Origin of the sequence: Halomonas maura, assembly GCF_030409305.1 — a bacterium.
Taxonomy (GTDB): domain Bacteria; phylum Pseudomonadota; class Gammaproteobacteria; order Pseudomonadales; family Halomonadaceae; genus Halomonas; species Halomonas maura.
Genome location: NZ_JAUFPQ010000027.1, coordinates 1 through 19375, shown reverse-complemented (window position 1 = coordinate 19375; position 19375 = coordinate 1). Strand labels below are relative to the sequence as shown.

The following is a 19375-nucleotide window of genomic DNA, read 5'->3' as shown; positions in this document are numbered from 1 at the left end:
CCGTTGCCAGGGGCGGGACCCGTCGAGTTTCACTGGAGTGTGCGCAATGACAACGAACAACACCCAACGACCCGCCGCCGACACCTCCCCGCGATACCTGCTGGAGGTGGTCGATGCCCGCAAGACCTTTCCTGGGGTCGTGGCGCTGGACAATGTCCAGCTCAGGATTCGGCCGGGCACCGTGCATGCCCTGATGGGCGAGAACGGCGCAGGCAAGTCGACCCTGATGAAGATCATCGCCGGCATCTACATCCCCGATCAGGGGGAAGTGCGCCTGCATGGCAGGCCGCTGACCCTGAATGGCCCGCTCGATGCCCTCGAGGCCGGCATCGCCATGATCCATCAGGAACTCAACCTGATGCCCTACATGACCATCGCCGAGAACATCTGGATCCGCCGGGAGCCGCTCAACGCCTTCGGTCTGGTCGACCACCAGCGGATGCACGAGATGACCTCGTCGCTCTTCCGGCGCCTGGGCATCGACATGGATCCCGACATGGAAGTCCGTCACCTGACGGTGGCCGGACGCCAGATGATCGAGATCGCCAAGGCGGTGTCCTACGAGTCCGATGTGCTGATCATGGACGAGCCGACCTCGGCGTTGACCGACCGGGAAGTGGAGCATCTGTTCCGGATCATCAACGATCTGCGTTCCCAGGGTAAGGGCATCATCTACATCACCCACAAGATGGACGAGGTCTTCGAGATCTCCGACGACATCTCGGTGTTCCGCGATGGCCAGTTCATCCACTCGGCACCGGCCAGCGAGCTCTCCTCCGACGAGATCATCAAGCTGATGGTCGGCCGCGAGGTCACCCAGATGTTCCCCAAGCAAGAGGTACCGATCGGCGATGTGATGCTCTCGGTCAGGAACCTCGGCCTGGAGGGCGTCTTCGAGGACGTCAGCTTCGACGTGCGCGGCGGCGAGATCCTCGGCATCGCCGGGCTGGTGGGCTCTGGCCGCACCAATGTGGCCGAGACCCTGTTCGGGGTGACACCCGCGACCGCGGGCAGCATCGCCCTCGACGGCCGGGAGACCGTGATCAGCTCGCCCCACCAGGCGATGTTGCGAGGCCTGGCACTGCTCACCGAGGACCGCAAGGAAACCGGCCTGTTCCTGGGGCTCTCGGTGCTGGAGAACATGCAGATGGCCGTCCTGCGCGATGGCTACACCAAGGGCCCCTTCGTCGAGCAGCATCGCCTCGATCATCAGTGCGACGAGATGACGGAACTGCTGCGGGTCAAGACGCCTTCCCTGGAGGAGCGGATCGGCAACCTGTCCGGTGGCAACCAGCAGAAGGTCCTGATCGGCCGCTGGCTGATGACCAAGCCCCGCATCCTGATCCTCGACGAGCCCACGCGTGGCATCGACGTGGGCGCCAAGGCCGAGATCCACAAGTTGATCACCAAGCTCGCCGGCGAGGGGGTGGCGGTGATCATGATCTCCTCCGAACTGCCCGAGGTGCTCGGCATGAGCGACCGGATCATGGTCATGCACGAAGGGCGAGTCACCGGTTTCCTCGACCGCGACGAGGCCAACCAGGTCAGCATCATGGAACTCGCCTCCTCGCCGGCCGCCAGTGCCTGAGACAGGTCCCCATGCCCGCAATCCGAAGGACACCGTCATGACGACTACAACCGACAAGACCCATGAAGTGGTGACGCCCAAGGCGCGTCGCAAGAAGCTGCCTACCGAGGTCAGCATCCTGATCGTATTGATCGGCATCGCCGTGTTGTTCGAGATCCTAGGCTGGATCGTACGCGGCGACTCCTTCCTGATGAATCCCCAGCGCCTGCTGATCATGATCCTGCAGATGTCGATCATCGGCATCATCGCCATCGGCGTCACCCAGATCATCATCACCGGCGGTATCGACCTCTCGTCCGGCTCGGTGTTGGCCCTGACGGCCATGGTCACGGCGAGCCTGGCCCAGTCGTCCGACTACATGCGGGCGGTCTATCCGGCGCTGACGGACCTGCCCTGGCTGATCCCGCTGGCGGCCGGCATGCTGGTCGGTGCGCTATGCGGCCTGGTCAACGGCGCCTTGATCTCCTTTGCCGTGATCCCGCCGTTCATCGCCACCCTGGGCATGATGGTCAGTGCCCGCGGCCTGGCGCGCGCCTACACCGACGGCCAGCCGGTCAGCATGCTCACCGAGCAGTTCACCTGGATCGGCTCCGGCGCCAACCCGGTGATCATCTTCCTCGCCGTGGCGGTGCTCTTCCATATCGCGCTCAAGCACACCCGGTATGGCAAGTACACCTATGCCATCGGGGCCAACCCCCAGGCGGCCCGCGTCTCGGGCATCAACGTGCGTCGTCACCTGGTGCTGGTCTACACCATCGGCGGCCTGCTGGCGGGACTGGCCGGTGTGGTGGCCTCGGCCCGGGCCGGCACCGGCCAGGCCGGCATGGGGCTCATGTATGAGCTCGACGCCATTGCCGCCGCCGTCATCGGCGGGACCAGCCTCGCCGGTGGGGTGGGGCGCATCACCGGGACCGTGATCGGCGCGCTGATCCTGGGCGTGATGCTCAGCGGCTTTACCTTCCTCGGTGTGGATGCCTACTACCAGGACATCGTCAAGGGCGCGATCATCGTCGCGGCCGTGATCACCGACCAGTACCGTCAGCGCAAGCGCAACAAGACTGCCTGATGTCGATCCCGCCCCATCCGACCTTCGGTCGGGTGGGGCGTGCTTTCTTCTGCTGTCCTCTTGTTTCGCCCCAAGCCGCCTCGGGTGCGCTTCCCGGGAAAGTCCCGTTCTGAACAGGGGGGTAGGAGGGGCAGGGGGCGCTTTGCCATGCTTGCCGGCGCGTAAGCAAAAACTGCTATCGGGCATGAGGGGCGGGAGAAGTGATGTTCGACGATCGCCAAGCCCGATAACACCGCTTGCAACACCCCGTCGGGCCGATCCTCTAGCGATAAGTCAAACGACCGCTTCAACGCTTGCAACGGGCACAGGCTGCTACATTGAATTGTGCAGTGCAATATCGGACGTGATGGCCGCCTCCCTCGGTCGTCGCCACCATGGAGGGTGTGAGCACTGTAGCGTGATGATTCACGGATGGGCATTCGGCCAGGGATGGCCACCTCGCTTCCCTCGCGCGTCATGCTCTTGCCTGGCTTCTCGGTCGCTCGAGGAGCATGCCGTGGCCATCGGGGGCATCTCGTCCTGGCCAGGGGCACGATGATCTGGCCGGGGACCACGGAGATCCTGTTATCGAACGCTATCGTCTCCGGCACTGTCTAATATAGATATTTCGACATTCTGTCAGCAGGGACGTCATCATGCGCAATTTCCGGCAAGGCCTGGGACTGTCCATCACCACGCCCAGGCAGAAGCGGATGCAGTACCATCGCTCGTTGGACCGGCTCAATGACAGGGTCATGACCCTGAGGCACGAATTCCTGCAGTGCCAGGGCGCGCTTCTCGCCGCGCTCTGGCGCGACCCGCCGTCGCTTCTCAAGGAGCATCTGGCGGAGACGCTCGGGCGGTTGTCCCACAAAGAGCGCCATCTCACGCGCCTGCTGGAGAGCACCGAGCAGCGCCGGCTCGCGGTACATCGACGCCGCTGGGCCTCCACTCGCTATCGTCGGGCGGTGGAGCAACTGGAGCAGCTGTATGCGACCCGCGGCCAGGAAGCCAGGGGGCTCCTCGCCGATATCGGGCGCCTCATGACATTGACCCGCGAGCTGGCACAAGGTGGTCGTCGGGAACAGGCCATTGCGGCGCTGGGGGAAGTGGCCAGCCACTATACTCCCGGGCTCTCGCCGTCGAGGCCCTGGTGGCCCTTCCAGACCGGCCCCGTGCATCGCCCGGGGTTTGGCTTCGTGGTCGAGACGATACCCAAATCGGAGTGGGAGCGGCATGCCGCGGTGACCGCCGGGGGAGCCCGATGAGGTGGCGTCACGCCGCTTGGCGGCGCTGCTCGCGCGGCGGTTGTCGGTCGTGATACTCGATCGATTGGGGTCGTGATCGGGAACGCGACGAGATGGAGTCGCCAGGACCGAACCTTCCCCTCGTGACGTCAAGGTCCCCGCCGGGGGCGCGCGGGTGAGCGTCCCAGGCCGCGGCCAGGAGCGCGGCATCGGCGGCGAGTTGCAGCGATGACGCCTCCTGGCGGGTGGCGGCGCTACACTGGGAGGACGTCGCCGTGGGGGATCGCCAATGCCGCTTGCCGCCTTCCATCCCGCCGTCGAGAGCTGGTTCCAGCATGAGCTCGGCTCGCCCACCGAGGTCCAGGCCCGCGCCTGGCCGGCGATCGCCGCCGGCGGCCATGTGCTGATCGCCGCGCCCACCGGGTCCGGCAAGACCCTGGCGGCCTTCCTCGCCGCCATCGACGCCCTGGTGCGGCGCGGCCTGGAAGAGGGCCTGCCCGACGAGACGCGCGTGCTGTATGTCTCGCCGCTGCGGGCGCTCTCCCACGATATCCAGCGTAATCTCCAGGCACCGCTGGCCGGCATCGCCGAAACCCTGGCCGTGCGCGGCCTGTCGGCGCCGGAGATCCGCGCCTGGGTGCGCACCGGCGATACCCCGCCCGCGGAGCGCGAGCGGATGCGCAAGCGACCGCCGCATATCGTGGTCACCACCCCGGAATCGCTCTACCTGCTGCTGACCTCGGCCTCCGGGCGGCGGATGCTGGCCGGCGTGCACACGGTGATCGTCGACGAGATCCACGCCGTCGCGGCCACCAAGCGCGGCGCGCATCTGGCGCTGTCGCTGGAGCGCCTGGCCGGCCTGACCGGGGTGGCTCCCCAGCGCATCGGCCTCTCGGCCACCCAGGAGCCGGTGGAAACGGTCGCCGACTTCCTCACCGGCGGTGGCGCCTGCCAGTTGATCGATATCGGCCATCGTCGCCAGCGTGACCTGGCCATCCGGGTACCCGGCTCGCCGCTGACCGCGGTGATGGCCAACGAGGTGTGGGAAGAGGTCTACGACCGCCTGGCGAGCCTGGCGGCGGCCCATCGCACCACCCTGATCTTCGCCAACACCCGGCGAGTCTGCGAGCGGGTGGCGCGACACCTGGCGGAGCGCCTGGGCGAGGACGCCGTCACCTCCCATCACGGCAGTCTGGCTCGCGAGCACCGACTGGAGGCAGAGCGGCGCCTCAAGGGCGGCGAGCTGCGCGCCCTGGTCGCCACCGCCTCGCTGGAGCTGGGCATCGACATCGGCGACATCGAGCTGGTCTGCCAGCTCGGCTCGCCGCGTTCCCTGAACGCCTTCCTGCAGCGGGTGGGGCGCTCCGGCCATGGGGTCGGCCGCCTGCCCAAGGGGCGGCTCTTCCCGCTGACCCGCGACGACCTGCTGGAGTGCACGGCGCTGCTGGCGGCGGTGCGCGACGGCGAGCTGGATCGGCTTCACATCCCGGCGGGCGCACTCGATGTCCTGGCCCAGCAGCTGGTGGCCGAGGTCGCTGGCGCCGGGGAGTGCGAGGAGGGCGCCCTCTATCGGCGGCTGACCGTGGCCTGGCCCTATCGCGAGCTGACTCGTGAGCGCTTCGAGGCGGTCCTGCAGATGCTCGCCGATGGCTACACCACCCGGCGCGGGCGGCGCGGCGCCTATCTGCACCGCGACCGGGTCAACGGCCGCCTGCGGCCACGTCGCGCCGCCCGGCTGGTGGCGCTGACCAATGGCGGGGCCATTCCCGACCACTTCGACTACGACGTCATCCTGCAGCCCGAGGAGCTCAGGGTGGGCACGGTCAACGAGGACTTCGCCTTCGAGAGCTTGCCGGGGGACGTCTTCCAGCTCGGCAACCAGGGTTACCGCATCCTCAGGGTGGCCACCGGTCGGGTGTTCGTCGAGGACGCCAAGGGTGCGCCGCCGAGTGTTCCCTTCTGGTTCGGCGAGGCGCCGGGGCGCAGCACCGAGCTTTCCGCGGCGGTGTCGCGGCTGCGCGCCGGCGCCGATACCCGCCTGGCGCAGGGCGGGGCCGCGGCCGTGCGTGACTGGCTGGCAACGGCCTATGGCCTGCCTTTCGAGGCCGCCGAGCCGTTGGCGACCTATCTCGCCGTGGCGCGGGCGGCCCTGGGCGTGGTGCCGAGCCAGCAACACCTGGTGCTCGAGCGCTTCCTCGACGAGGCCGGCGACATGCACCTGGTGCTGCATGCCCCCTTCGGTTCGCGGCTCAATCGCGCCTGGGGGCTGGCGCTGCGCAAGCGCTTCTGTCGCAAGTTCAACTTCGAGTTGCAGGCGGCGGCCCTGGAGGACAGCATCGTGCTGTCGCTGGGGCCCACCCACAGCTTTCCCCTCGAGGAGGTATGGCACTACCTGAGTGCCGCGACGGTGCGCGACGTCCTCACCCAGGCGCTGCTCGACGCGCCCATGTTCGGCCTGCGCTGGCGCTGGAACGCGTCCGTCGCGCTGGCGGTGCCTCGCACCCGCAATGGCCGGCGCCGGCCGCCCCAGCTGCAGCGCCAGGACGCGGAGGACCTGCTGTCGCTGGTGTTCCCCGACCAGCTCGCCTGCGCCGAGAACCTGGCCGGCGTCCGGGAGATTCCCGACCACCCGCTGGTCGAGCAGACCCTGCAGGACTGCCTGTTCCAGGCCATGGACCTGGCCGGCCTGGAAGACCTGCTGGCGCGCCTGGCCCGAGGCGAGATCGACGTGAGCGCTCGGGATCTCGCCGCGCCCTCGCCGCTGGCGGAAGAAGTGGTCAACGCGCGGCCCTATGCCTTCCTCGACGACGGGGCCCAGGAGGAGCGTCGCACGCTCAGCGTGCGCACCGGCGAGGCACGGGAGGTGACCGAGGCGGCGGCCACGGCGTGCTACGCCCCCGAGGTCATCCGCCGCGTGCGTGACGAGGCCTGGCCGTCGCCGCGCGATGCCGACGAGTTGCACGAGGCCCTGGTGCTGTGCGGCTTCATCACCGCCGAGGAGGTCGAGCGCCAGGGGGCGCAGGGGAAAGGCGAGTGGCAGGCCTGGTTCGGCGAATTGATCGAGGCACGGCGCGCGACACGCCTCGACCTGTCGTGCGCCGATCCTCCCGGCGCGGCGCTGTGGGTCGCCGCGGAGCGGCTGGCCGAGGTCCGCGCGGTGTGCCCCGGGATCACGCCGGCCCCCGCCATCGTGGCGCTGGATCCGCCTCCCGACAGCGCCGATGAGGCCCTGGTCGAGCTGCTGCGCTCGCGGCTGGAGGCGCTCGGCCCGGTGACCGCCGCGGCATTGGTCGCGCCCTTGGGGCTGGCCCCGCCGCGGGGCAGGGCGGCGCTGGCCCGGCTGGAGGGGGAGGGCTTCGTGCTTCAGGGGCGTTATAGCGATGCCGACCCCGATTCCGGGGGCGAGGTCGAATGGTGCACGCGGCGCTTGCTGTCACGCCTGCATCGCTATGCCATCGAGCGCAAGCGGGCCGAGATCGCCCCGGTCAGCGTCCAGACCTACCTGCGCTTCCTGCTCGACTGGCACGGCCTGACGGAACGGCCGGAGGGGCCGGAGGCCCTGGCCGGGGCGGTGGAGCGCCTGGAGGGCTTCCCGATGGCGGCGGGGGCCTGGGAAGAGGAGGTCTTGCCGGCCCGGGTGGCGGACTATGCGCCCCAGGGGCTCGATCGGCTGCTCGCCAGTGGCCAGGTGGTCTGGCTGCGCCTGGTGCCGCCACGGCGAGCGACGGACGAGAAGCGCCAGCGCCCGGGGCCGCTGCGCAACACGCCGATCGCCCTGCTGACCCGCGAGGCGCTGGTCGACTGGCGCGCCGTGGCACCGGCGCCGGAGCCCCAGGAGCTACCGCTGTCGGGCGGTGCCCGCCGCGTCCTGGAGGAACTGCAGGCCGGTGGGGCGATGTTCTTCGCCGACCTGCCTGCGACTACCCACCTGCTGCGCACCCAGGTGGAGGAGGCGCTGGGCGAGCTGGCCGCCTGGGGGCTGGTGACCTCGGACAGTTTCACCGGGTTGCGCGCGCTGATCGCCCCGGCTCACAAGCGACCGCCGATCGACGTGCGCCGGCGGCGGCGTCGCCACCAGGCACCGGGCGTGGCGGCCGCCGGTCGCTGGTCCTGGCTGTCGTCCCCGCCAGCCGTCGAGGCCACCGAACAGCGACGTATCACCACCGATATGGCGAGCCTGGAGCATATCGCCTGGGTGCTGCTCGGCCGCTACGGGGTGGTGTTCCGCCAGGTGCTGGTGCGTGAAGCGGCGCTGCCGCCCTGGCGCGAGTTGCTCTACGCCTATCGGCGCCTGGAGGCACGCGGCGAGATTCGCGGCGGACGCTTCGTGGAACAGTTCGCCGGCGAGCAGTTCGCCCTGCCGGAGGGGGTAGGCGCACTCAAGGCAATGCGCCGGCGCGAGCCGGACGGCACCCGGCTGGTGGTGGCCGCCGCCGACCCGCTCAACCTGCTGGGCGTGCTCACCCCCGGCAATCGCCTGCCGGCGGTGGCGGGCAACCGACTGCTGTATCGCGACGGCGTACCGGAGGCGATTCTGCAGAATGGCGAAGTGCACTGCCTGGAGGCGCTGCCCGAGGCCGACCGCTGGGAGGTGACGCAACGGCTGCGCCGCGGCCCGGGCTATCGCCCGGCGGCAGCCGTCGCGTTGGCTGGTGTGGAGGCGCTGCCGCCCGGCGAGTGAGCATCCGGCGGCCCGCACCGCGTCTGCCGGCATCGGCGGGACTCCCTTCCCGAGTCGCTTGTCGACCGTCTTCGGCACTCTTCGCCAGGATCACAAGGCGCGTGGTGCGCTCCACCGGCGTACCGACGGCAGAGCGAATATCGGCCCCCATGATGAGATCGCCCTCCCAGTGGCCAGGCATCAGGCGGTCTTCGACCTCAGTCGGCCGCATGTGGAGGCGCGCCTCGCGGCCGGACGATCAGCCCATCGGTCTCGGGCTGGGGGCGCTGGCCGCGTCGGTCTTGGCTTCGGGGAGCGCGGCCTCGGCGGCGGCACCGAGGGCTTCGCGACTGGCGATGGCCTCGTCCTGGGCTTGCCACAGCTCGCGCTCCGCCTCGCTGGCCTTGGGCGAGAACAGTCCGAACTGGGCGTACAGAATGCCGATCACCGGCGACAGCCAGCAGGCGAAGGCCAGCGGGATGTACAGCAGGTTCTCGACATTGCCCTCGACGATGCCCAGCCCCAGTGCGCTGATCACGAAGGCCCCGCCGGCGTTCCAGGGAATCAGCGGGGAGACCAGGGTGCCGCCTTCCTCGATCGCCCGGGACAGGTTCAAGGTCGAGTAGCCCAGGCCCCGGTAGGTGGGCGCGTACATGCGACCGGGCAGGGCGATGGAGAGGTAGGGGTCGCCGGCGACCAGGTTGGTGGAGACCGAGGTCAGCACCGCCGAGGTCTGCACGCCGCGGAAGCTGCGCACCCGGGTCATGATGGCGCGGATGATCGCCTCCAGGCAGCCGGTCTTCTCCAGCGCGCCGCCGAAGCCCAGGGCGATGAGCACCAGCGAGATGGTCCACATCATCGACTGGATGCCGCCACGGTTGAGCAGGCTGTCGATGGTGGCGATGCCGGTCTCGATCCCGTAGCCACTGTTGGCGTAGGTGATCACCTCATGGACGCCGGCTCCCTGCACGAGAATGGCGGTGACCGCCCCGGCCAGCGCGCCGGCGAACAGCGAGGGGATAGGGGGCATGCGCTTCACGGCGAGCACGATCACCAGTAGCGCCGGCAGCAGCAGCCAGGGCGAGATGGTGAAGTTGGCCTCCAGCGCGGCGGTGATGGCAGTGATCTTGTCGAAGGAGGCGGCCTGGTCATCGATCAGGGTGAAGCCCGCCACCAGGTAGATGACGAAGGCGATCAGCATCGACGGGATGGTGGTCGGCATCATGTTCTTGATATGCGAGAAGACGTCGGTACCGGTGACGGCCGGGGCGAGGTTGGTGGTGTCCGACAGTGGCGAGACCTTGTCGCCGAAGAAGGCGCCCGAGACGACGGCGCCGGCGGTCCAGTACATGGGGATGTCGAAGCCCGCGCCGATGCCCATCAGCGCCAGGCCCACGGTGCCCACGGTGCCCCAGGAGGTGCCCAGCGAGAGCGAGACCACCGAGCAGAGCAGCATGGCCGCGGCCAGGAAGATGGTCGGCGAAAGCAGCGTCAGGCCGTAGTAGATCAGGCTCGGCACGGTGCCGCTGGCGATCCACACGCCGATGATCATGCCCACGCAGATCAGTACGGACACGGAGGGCAGCGAGACATGGATGACGTGGAAGATTCCCTCCTCGATGCGTTTCCATCGAAAGCCGAGCTTGATGCCCACCAGAGAGGTGATCGCCAGGCCGATGGCCAGGGGAATATGCGGGGTAAAGTCGCCGAAATAGAACAGCTGGATGCCGAGCACCAGCAGGGTCAGAACCACGGGGGTCAGGGCCAGAAGCAGGCCCGGCTTGCGATAGCGGGTTGTTGTTGTTGGATCTGTCATCTTGAAGTCCTCGATCGTGATGGATGGCTCTTGTTCAGACAACCATGTCGTGTGCGGTGAACGGCTCCTTGAAGCACCGGGCAGGGGCCTTGCAACGGGTGCCCCCCTAGATCAATACCCTCAGGCACTGGCCCGTGTGATAGAGCGTGAAGCCGCCTTCATAGCTGCCGCTCCATAGCGGCTTGACCCTGATCGGTGCCGGCGAGCGGATCGGCAATGGCAGCAGAGCATCCTCGCCGGTGGTCAGGTAGTGGGCGAAGCCCTTGCCGACCACCGTGCCGGTGGTCACCCCGCGGCCGTTGTAGCCGGAGACCCCGAGAATGCCGGGCGCCGGCTCGAAGAGCCGCAGCGTGTGGTCCGGGGTGAAGGCGATCCTGCCGGTCCAGGTGGTCTGCCACTCGAGCTTGCCAAGCTGCGGGAAGTAGTGGCGCTGGACGCGATCCGCCCAGCAGTGGACATAGGCCCTCGGCCGGCGATCGCCGCGTCCCAGGCTGCCCAGGATCAGACGTCCCTCGCCATCGCGCCGCATGCTGCTGAGCACCATCCGGGTGTCCCAGGCGCCCTGGCGCTCGGGCAGGATGTCGCCGGCGAGCTCCTCGGGCAGCGGGGGCGAGGCGACCTGGAAGAAATGGCCGGGGAAGAAGTGGTCCTTGACCCGGTTCCAGTCGTCCTCGGTATAGGCGTTGGTGGCCACCACCACCCGCGGCGCCAGGACACTGCCCTGGGGTGTCGTGACTCGCCAGTCGTCGCCCTCGCGGGCCACGCCCAGCGCCGGGCTATGGGTGTAGAGGTTGGCCCCGGCGGCGATGGCGGCCCGGGCCAGCCCCCGGGTATAGGCGGTGGGATTGAGGGTGCCGGCGCGACGGTCGAGCAGGGCGCGGCGAATCCGCTGCGTACCGACCCTCTGCCGGCAGTCCCGATCCTCGAGCAACGCCACGGGGGCGCCGCGGCGCTGGAACTGCTCGGCACGCCGCGCCAGCTCCTCTTCCCCCTTGGCGTTGTGCGCCAGGTGCAGGGTGCCGGTGCGGGTCGCCTGGCAGTCGATGGCATGGCGCTCGATCAGCGCGAAGACCTCGGCGGGGGCCTCCCCGAGGATGGCGTTGACGCGTTCGCCGTGCGCCTCGCCCAGGGCCTCGCGGATGTCGTCCGGCGGGATCCACAGGCCGGCATTGACCAGGCCCACACTGCGCCCCGAGCCTCCGCTGGGAATCTCCCCCGCCTCGATCAGGCTTACGGAGGTGCCCGCCTCGGCGAGATGCAGCGCGGTGGACAACCCGGTGATGCCGCCGCCGATCACCACCACCTCGGCCGACCGGTGGCCAACGAGAGCCGGCGCCTCCGGCGCTGGCTCCGGGGACGTGTCGTGCCACAAGCACCCTTCCTTCATGACGCCTCCTTGTTGTTGTCGGGCTCGGCTCCTGCCGCCGGCATGGCCTGGCGCCCCGGCGCGGGCACGCGGGTCCGGTCGAGGCGGGGCGTCACGGCACGAGGGTCAGGAGTCGTCAGGGCATGAACGGCCATGGCCGTCCCCGAGGCGGGGACGGCCGGTCGGGGTCAGTCGAACTTGATGCCCTGGGCCAGGGGAAGCTCGCGGGAGTAGTTGACGGTGTTGGTCTGGCGCCGCATGTAGCTCTTCCAGACATCCGAGCCGGACTCGCGGCCGCCGCCGGTCTCCTTCTCGCCGCCGAAGGCGCCGCCGATCTCGGCACCGCTCGGGCCGATGTTGACGTTGGCGATGCCGCAGTCGCTGCCGACATCCGAGACGAAGGCCTCGGCCTCGCGCACGTCGGTGGTGAAGACGCAGGAGGACAGCCCCTGAGGCACGTCGTTCTGCAGGGCCAGCGCCTCGTCGAAGTCGCGGTAGCTCATCACGTAGAGGATCGGGGCGAAGGTCTCGTGCTTGACCAGCTCGTCCTGGCGGTCGACCTCGACGATGGCCGGTGCCACGTAGTAGCCGTCGGGGTATTCGTCGGCCAGCCGGCGCTCGCCGCCGAAGACCTTGGCGCCCTGCTCGCGGGCCTTGCCGAGCACCGACTGCATCTGGTCGAAGGCCTGGGCATCGATCAGCGGGCCGACCAGGCTGCCGCCCATCGGATCGCCGATGGTCACGCCGGCATAGGCTTTCTTGATGCGCTCGACGACCTCGTCGCGCACGGACTCGTGGACGATCAGCCGGCGCAGGGTGGTGCAACGCTGGCCGGCGGTGCCCACCGCGGAGAACAGGATGGCGCGCACGGCCATGTCCAGGTCGGCGCTGGGGGCGAGGATCATGGCGTTGTTGCCGCCGAGTTCTAGGATGCTGCGGCCGAAGCGGGCGGCGACGCGCGGGGCGACCTCGCGCCCCATGCGGGTGCTGCCGGTGGCGCTGATCAGCGGCACGCGGGGATCGTCGGTGAGCACCTCGCCGGCCTCGCGCTCGCCGATGATGACCTGGCTGAGATCCGCCGGCGCCTCGTCGCCGAACGCGGCCATGGCGCGCTCGAGCAGTGCCTGGCAGGCCAGTGCGCAAAGCGGGGTCTTCTCGGAGGGCTTCCACAGCAGGCTGTTGCCGCAGACCAGCGCCAGGGCGGCGTTCCAGGCCCAGGGCGCCACCGGGAAGTTGAAGGCGGTGATCAGGCCGATCGGGCCCAGCGGATGCCAGCTCTCGCGCATGTGGTGGCCGGGGCGCTCGGAGGCGATGGTCAGGCCGTACAGCTGGCGGGACTGGCCGACGGCGAGATCGCAGATGTCGATCATCTCCTGCACCTCGCCGAGGCCTTCCTGGTAGATCTTGCCGCACTCCAGGGTCACCAGGGTGCCCAGGTCCTCCTTGTGGCGACGCAGCTGCTCGCCGAACAGCCGCACCAGCTCGCCACGGCGCGGCGCGGGCACCCGGCGCCAGGCCTCGAAGGCGGCCTGGGCGCGATCGATGCGCGCCTGGACCCGCTCACCGCTCTCCAGTTGCACCCGGCCGAGCTCGCTGCCGTCGGTGGGCGAGGTCACGGCATGGTCGCCGCCACGGTACAGGGTGTCGGTGACCCCGAGGCGCTGCATGATGGACTCGATCATTCTTCCTCCTACTGCTGATAGGCGTGTGCTAAGAACACAAGCAGTATTGCGGGGGTGATTGACGGGGCTCAAACGACGTTTTATACCGAGGTCATTCCATTTATTCTTGTTGAGGCCGAAATGAGCCGTCGTCACCTGCCGACCCTGACCGCCATGCAGTGCTTCGAGGCCTCGGCGCGTCACCTCAGCTTCACCCGCGCCGCCGAGGAGCTCAGCCTGACCCAGAGCGCCGTGAGCAAGCAGGTCGCCCAGCTCGAGTCGGTGCTCGAGCACCCGCTGTTCCGGCGCGTGCGCAAGCGCCTGCAGGTCACCCCGGAGGGCTCGCTGTACCTGACCGAGGTACGCAAGATCATGGCCCAGGTCGAGATGTCCACCCGCTACATGCAGTCCTACGGGGGCCAGAGCGAGGTGCTCAACGTCACCACCCTGCCGACCTTCGGCGCCCGCTGGCTGATCCCCCGACTCAACGGCTTCCGCTTCCGTCATCCCGGGGTGTACCTGAACATCGCCAACCGGGTGGAACCCTTCGACCTCGAGGAGCAGCGCGTCGACGTGGCCTTCTTCTTCGGCCACGGTGCCTGGCCGAAGGCGGAATGCATCAAGCTGCTCGACGAGACCATGGTGCCGGTGTGCGCGCCCTCGGTGGTACCCGACGGCGGCATCGGCGACCCGCTGGCGCTGACCGACCTGGTGCTGCTGCAGAGCGCGACGCGGCCGGAAGCCTGGCACGACTGGTTCGCCGCCCAGGACTGCTACACCGCCCACAGCTACCACGGGCCGCGCTTCGATACCTTCTACATGGCGATGAGTGCCGCCCGGGCGGGCTGTGGCGTGGCCCTGGTACCCCACTTCCTGGTCCAGGAGGAGCTGGCCGCCGGCCAGCTGACGATCCCCTGGGCGTTCTCGCTGACCAGCCGGGATGCCTACTACCTGGCCTATCCCGAGTACAAGGGCGAGGTGGCCAAGGTGAGAGGCTTCATCGACTGGATCCTCGAGCACCGGGACGCACCGGCCCGCGTGGACGGTGCCCGGCCGGCGAGCTAGCCGATCCGCGGACCGGCCTCGGCGCAGGCCAGGACATGCGTCACGAAATGGCGGACCTTGGCGAGTTCGCCGAGCGGCTCGGGGTACACCAGGTAATAGGCATCGGGGCTGCGCAGCACATGGGGCCAGGCGAGGCGCAGGCGTCCCGCGGCGAGCTCGTCGTCGACCAGGAAACGCGGCACCAGCGCCAGCCCGCCCTCCGCCATCACCGTGCGGATCAGCATCTGGAAGGTCTCGAAGCGCGTACCGTGATAGCTGCGGTCGCTGCCGACCCCCTGATCGGCGAACCAGCGATGCCAGGCGTCGGGGCGTGTCGAGAGGTGCAGCAGGCGGCAGTCGGCCAGGTCCGCGGCGCACGACGGCGCCTGGCGCGCCAGGTAGCCGGGGGCGCCGATCGCGACCACCTGCTCGTCGAACAGCTTGTGACACTCCAGGTTGGGCCAGCGGCCATGGCCATGGAAGACGGCCACGTCGATGTCCTGCTCCTCCAGGTCGAAGGCCTGCACCCGGTCGGTGATGCTCAGGTTGATGCGTGGGTAGGCCGCGAAGAAGGCCGGCAGATGGGCGCTCAGCCAATGGCTGCCGAAGGTCGGCAGGGTCGCCACCCGCAGCACCTCCTCGTGACCGCTGTAGGTCATGATGGCGTTCGCCGACATCTCGATCTGGGCGAGGATCTTGCGCACCTCGCTCAGGTACAGCGAGCCCTCCGGGGTGAGCACCAGGCTGCGGCGCACGCGGCGGAACAGCTTGTGCTGCAGGTAGTCCTCGAGCTGGGCGACCTGCTTGCTGATGGCGCTCTGGGTCATGCTGAGCTCCTCGGCGGCCCGGGTGAAGCTCATGTGTCTCGCGGCCGCCTCGAAGCATTGCATGGTGGTGGTCGATGGCAGGTGGCGTGCCGTCATGGTGTCTCGGCTCCCGCGCAAAACCGCCATTCTAGCCAATCCGGCGCCGGCATGCCGCCGCGTGTCTCTGCTGACCCATTCTTTCCAGGCATTTATCACCCCAAAGGGGCGGCAGGATATCGGTGTGTCTCGGGTTTTGCATGAATTGCTGGAATGGATAGCGCGCTTTTTTTCGTTTGAAGCCCCGGCGGGGCGCTGGTTTCATCGTGGCCATGACAATTCCCCCGATGAACCGACAGGAACCGGACATGGACTTTCCTCACGTCAGTGGCTCGCTGGGTATCGTGCACCCCCTGTGCATCGCGCGAGGGCGCAATGCCGAGGTGTGGGACGAGCAGGGGCGGCGCTACATCGACTTCATCGGCGGTATCGGCGTGCTCAACCTGGGGCATGGCCATCCAGCCGTCGTCGAGGCCGTCAAGGCCCAGGCCGAGACCCTGATGCACTCCGCCTTCAACGCCTTGCCGCACCGCGGCTACCTCGAGGTGGTCGAGGCCCTGGATGCCTTCGTGCCGGTCGGCTATCCGCTGTCCTGCATGCTGACCAACAGCGGCGCCGAGGCCACCGAGAACGCCCTCAAGGTGGCGCGCGCCGCCACCGGCCGGCAGGCGATCATCGCCTTCGATGACGGCTTCCACGGCCGCACCCTGGCGGCGCTGAACCTCAACGGCAAGGTCAAGCCCTACAAGACCCGCCTCGGCGCACTGCCCGGACCGGTGTTCCACCTGCCGTTTCCCAGCCGCGACAGCGACGTGAGCGCCGACGAGGCCCTGGCGGCCCTGGCGCGGTTGTTCGAAGTGGAGGTGCCGAGCGACGAGGTGGCGGCGATCATCGTCGAGCCGGTGCAGGGGGAGGGCGGCTTTCGCCTGCTCGATGCCGACTTCGCCGCCCACCTGCGGGCCCTGTGTGATGAGCACGGCATCGTGCTGATCCTCGACGAGATCCAGTCCGGCTTCGGTCGCACCGGTCGGCGCTTCGCCTTCTCCCAGCTGGGCATCGAGCCCGACCTGCTGCTGATGGGCAAGAGCATCGCCGCCGGCCTGCCGCTGGCGGCCCTGGCCGGCAGGGCCGAGCTCATGGATGCCCTGCCCAAGGGCGGGCTTGGCGGCACCTACTCCGGCAACGCCGTGGCCTGCGCCGCCGCCCGGGCGGTGATGGACCTGATGAGCGAGGACAGCCTGCAGCGCTGGGGCGAGGCTCAGGAGGCGGCCATCGTCGCTGCCCACCGCGCCTGGCGGGAGCGCTTCCCCATGGTCGGCGCCCTGACCGGCATCGGCGCCATGCGTGGCATCGTCCTTGAAGACACCGCGCATGCCACCGGGGCCGAGCATCTGGCGGCGCTGCTGGCCGCCGGCCGTGAGGAGGGCGTATTGCTGATGCCCAGTGGTCGCCGGCGCAACGTGCTGCGCCTGCTGGCCCCGCTGACCGCCGAGCCCGAGGTGTTAAGCGAGGGCCTGGCGCGCATCACCCGGTCCCTGGAGACGCTGCACCCGTGATCGCCCGGCTCGACGCGGGGGAGGCCGCCGCCGGGGCCTACCGGCACTTCCTCGAGGCCCTGGCGGACGACGGCCTAGAGGGCGAGATCGCCCCGGACCACGCCGACCGCACGGTGCTGGCCACCGACAACGCGCTCTACCGGCGCCGGCCCCGGGATCCGCTGCAGGCACAACTCGAGGCACCGCGTCGAGCGACCCCGTCCCGACCCCATCCTGACCCCGTCAACCAGACCCCCAAGGAGGCATGACCATGACCCACACGCCGCTCGTTTCTCCCGATGACATTCGCGACCGCTTCTCGAAGGCCATGTCGGCCATGTACCAGGCCGAGGTGCCCCAGTACGAGACCCTGCTCGCGCTGGTCGAGCAGGTGAACCGCGAGACCCTCGAACGCGACCGCGCCCTGACCGAGCGTCTCGAGGCCCACGACGAGCTGGCGCGCCTGGATGTGGAGCGCCACGGCGCCATCCGGGTGGGCACCGCGGCGGAGCTTTCCATGCTGCGCCGCCTGTTCGCCGTGATGGGCATGCACCCGGTGGGCTACTACGACCTCTCCGCGGCCGGCGTGCCGGTGCATTCCACGGCGTTTCGCCCCGTCGACGACGCCGCCCTGGCCCGCAACCCCTTCCGCATCTTCACCTCGCTTCTGCGCCTGGAGCTGATCGAGTCACCCGCGCTTCGCGAGCGCGCCGCGGCGATCCTGGCCGAGCGCGATATCTTCACCCCCGGCGCCCGGGAGCTGATTGCCTGCCACGAGGCCCAGGGCGGGCTCACCCGTGATCAGGCCGAGCGCTTCGTCGCCGAGGCCCTGGAGACCTTCCGCTGGCACCGCGATGCCACGGTGGACCTGGACACCTACGACGCCCTGCACGCCGAGCACCGGCTGATCGCCGACGTGGTCTGCTTCCGCGGCCCGCATATCAATCACCTGACCCCGCGCACCCTGGACATCGACGAGGTGCAGCGCCGCATGCCGGCGGCCGGCATGAACCCCAAGGCGATCATCGAGGGGCCGCCTCGTCGCGACTGCCCGATCCTGCTGCGCCAGACCAGCTTCAAGGCGCTGGAGGAGGCGACCCGCTTCCTCGGCGAGCGTCAGGGCACCCATACCGCCCGCTTCGGCGAGATCGAGCAGCGCGGCGTGGCACTCACCGCAGAGGGCCGGGCCCTCTACGACAGCCTGCTCGGTGAGTCCCGGCGCCAGGCCGCCGGGCCCGGCAATGCCGAGCACCAGCAGCGCCTGGCGGCGGTCTTCGCCGACTTCCCGGACAGCGAGGAGGCGCTGCGCCGCCACGGGCTGGCCTTCTTCGAGTACCGTCTCACCGAGGCCGGTCGTGCCGCCGGGCGGGGCGAGGAGACCGACCTGGAGGCGCTGATCGGCAAGGGCCTGGTGGTCGCCCGACCGATCACCTACGAGGACTTCCTGCCGGTCAGCGCGGCGGGCATCTTCCAGTCGAACCTGGGCGGTGGCGAGAACGCGGCCTATGACGGCAATGCCAACCGCGAGGCCTTCGAGGCCGCCCTGGGCGCGTCGGTGACCGACGAGCTGGCCCTCTATGCCGAGCGCGAGCGGGCCTCGAGGGCCGTGGTTCTCGAGGCGCTGAGCGGCTGAACGTGGACGCTCCGTAATCCCTTCGCCGAGGGCGGGCGTAGCGCGTTGCTTGCCGATGCCTGTCTTATCCTGCCGTGAGGCCACAAAGTAGAGACGGTTTCTTGGGTTGTGTACGAAAAGCCGGCACGTGGGCAGCGGCCTTTGCAAGCCAGGCATACCATGGCGTGAAAGCTACGGGCCAACTTGCCATAGCGCGTGGCGATTCGCCGGAGTTCCTTGAGCCAGCCAAAGGCGCGCCCAACGGTAGGCGCATCCCTATGCTCCCCGGCAGCCAATGCCGGGAGTGTAGAAGCCCGTGGGGGCCTCATGATGGTCGACTCGATGGGAGCGAAGTCGGATGTTCGCACAGTGTCTCGTCGTGTCGATTGTGCTGGTTCTCTCAACGGCTGCCGATGGAGGCGTGAGACAATCCAAGGATTGTGAGTCAGAGGGACGGGCAGGGCGCTGATGGGGGAAGGGATTCCACGGCGGCTGTGGCTCTACCATTGAGCACTTGGCCTGGCAGGAGTGCATCCGCCGCTACGACAGAGTGAGTCATGCGGTCCGCTACACTTGGGAAAGACCCCGGATGCGACTCGGCATGCTCGACGAAGTCAGGACTGAATCCCGATGCCGAAGCAGCGAGGGGAACGCGGAGGTTAGCGATCGCGCAGTTCGTCACAGACGATCTTAAAATGGATGATCACGGAAGCGTCGCGCTGATGAGTGAGGATCTCAAAGTGTCGGGCTGGTTCTTCCCTCTCCTCCTCCTTGTGGCCTCGCCGGAACGCTTTGACGGCTTCGGTGATGTCGTAGTGGACCTGATCTAGGAGGCCAGCCTTGTCAAGGTGGTCGGCAAGGTTGACGTCGACCAAGGGAAACGCTGCATAAATCCTGCCGCAGCTGCCTGACCGGCGCCGGCGGGGTAGAATCTGACC

Annotated in this window: 13 protein-coding genes and 1 pseudogene; 8 read left to right on the top strand and 6 right to left on the bottom strand. The window is 68.8% G+C overall.

The genetic code is table 11. From position 1 onward, the window contains the following. Positions 1–46 precede the first annotated feature (46 nt). From QWY76_RS17815 to QWY76_RS17800, 4 genes are all read left to right on the top strand, one after another. Positions 47–1588, top strand: coding sequence for a sugar ABC transporter ATP-binding protein (locus QWY76_RS17815; protein WP_290312802.1), 1542 nt, complete (start codon positions 47–49; stop codon positions 1586–1588). Between the two features lie 37 nt (positions 1589–1625). Further along, complete coding sequence (locus QWY76_RS17810) at positions 1626–2654, top strand: ABC transporter permease (protein ID WP_290312801.1); 1029 nt, start codon at positions 1626–1628, stop codon at positions 2652–2654. Between the two features lie 635 nt (positions 2655–3289). Then, positions 3290–3901 (top strand): hypothetical protein, encoded by a 612-nt coding sequence (locus QWY76_RS17805; protein ID WP_290312800.1) that lies wholly within the window; start codon positions 3290–3292, stop codon positions 3899–3901. Positions 3902–4169: 268 nt separating this feature from the next. Next, positions 4170–8561: a DEAD/DEAH box helicase gene (locus QWY76_RS17800; RefSeq protein WP_290312798.1), complete on the top strand. Its 4392-nt coding sequence runs from the start codon at positions 4170–4172 to the stop codon at positions 8559–8561. A gap of 31 nt (positions 8562–8592) precedes the next feature. Here QWY76_RS17800 and QWY76_RS20180 read toward each other — a convergent pair. The 4 genes and pseudogenes from QWY76_RS20180 to amaB form a co-directional block, all read right to left on the bottom strand. Next, a pseudogene (locus QWY76_RS20180) lies at positions 8593–8769 on the bottom strand (IS30 family transposase); the annotation flags it as partial. 30 nt (positions 8770–8799) lie between these two features. Continuing rightward, positions 8800–10356: a Na+/H+ antiporter NhaC gene (gene nhaC / locus QWY76_RS17790; RefSeq protein WP_435389000.1), complete on the bottom strand. Its 1557-nt coding sequence runs from the start codon at positions 10354–10356 to the stop codon at positions 8800–8802. 106 nt (positions 10357–10462) lie between these two features. Beyond that, positions 10463–11743, bottom strand: a complete 1281-nt coding sequence (amaA, locus tag QWY76_RS17785; RefSeq protein WP_290312796.1) for an L-pipecolate oxidase — start codon at positions 11741–11743, stop codon at positions 10463–10465. A 167-nt stretch (positions 11744–11910) separates the two neighbouring features. Beyond that, positions 11911–13404: an L-piperidine-6-carboxylate dehydrogenase gene (gene amaB / locus QWY76_RS17780; RefSeq protein ID WP_290312794.1), complete on the bottom strand. Its 1494-nt coding sequence runs from the start codon at positions 13402–13404 to the stop codon at positions 11911–11913. 120 nt (positions 13405–13524) lie between these two features. Between amaB and QWY76_RS17775 the strand changes: the two genes are divergently transcribed. Next, positions 13525–14448, top strand: a complete 924-nt coding sequence (locus tag QWY76_RS17775; RefSeq protein ID WP_290312793.1) for a LysR family transcriptional regulator — start codon at positions 13525–13527, stop codon at positions 14446–14448. Here QWY76_RS17775 and QWY76_RS17770 read toward each other — a convergent pair. Beyond that, entirely contained in the window at positions 14445–15350 is a 906-nt protein-coding gene (locus tag QWY76_RS17770) for a LysR substrate-binding domain-containing protein (protein WP_290312792.1), read from the bottom strand. The genes QWY76_RS17775 and QWY76_RS17770 overlap by 4 nt on opposite strands. Before the next feature lie 248 nt (positions 15351–15598). Between QWY76_RS17770 and QWY76_RS17765 the strand changes: the two genes are divergently transcribed. The 3 genes from QWY76_RS17765 to hglS are packed head-to-tail and all read left to right on the top strand — an operon-like array spanning position 15599 to position 18458. Then, positions 15599–16846 (top strand): 2-aminoadipate transaminase, encoded by a 1248-nt coding sequence (locus QWY76_RS17765; RefSeq protein ID WP_290312791.1) that lies wholly within the window; start codon positions 15599–15601, stop codon positions 16844–16846. After that, entirely contained in the window at positions 16843–17094 is a 252-nt protein-coding gene (locus QWY76_RS17760) for a hypothetical protein (protein ID WP_290312790.1), read from the top strand. The genes QWY76_RS17765 and QWY76_RS17760 overlap by 4 nt, the downstream gene beginning before the upstream one ends. A 2-nt stretch (positions 17095–17096) precedes the next feature. Continuing rightward, complete coding sequence (hglS, locus tag QWY76_RS17755) at positions 17097–18458, top strand: 2-oxoadipate dioxygenase/decarboxylase HglS (RefSeq protein ID WP_290312788.1); 1362 nt, start codon at positions 17097–17099, stop codon at positions 18456–18458. A 638-nt stretch (positions 18459–19096) separates the two neighbouring features. Here hglS and QWY76_RS17745 read toward each other — a convergent pair. Further along, positions 19097–19375 (bottom strand): hypothetical protein (locus QWY76_RS17745; protein ID WP_290312786.1); only part of this gene is annotated, 279 nt, incomplete at its 5' end.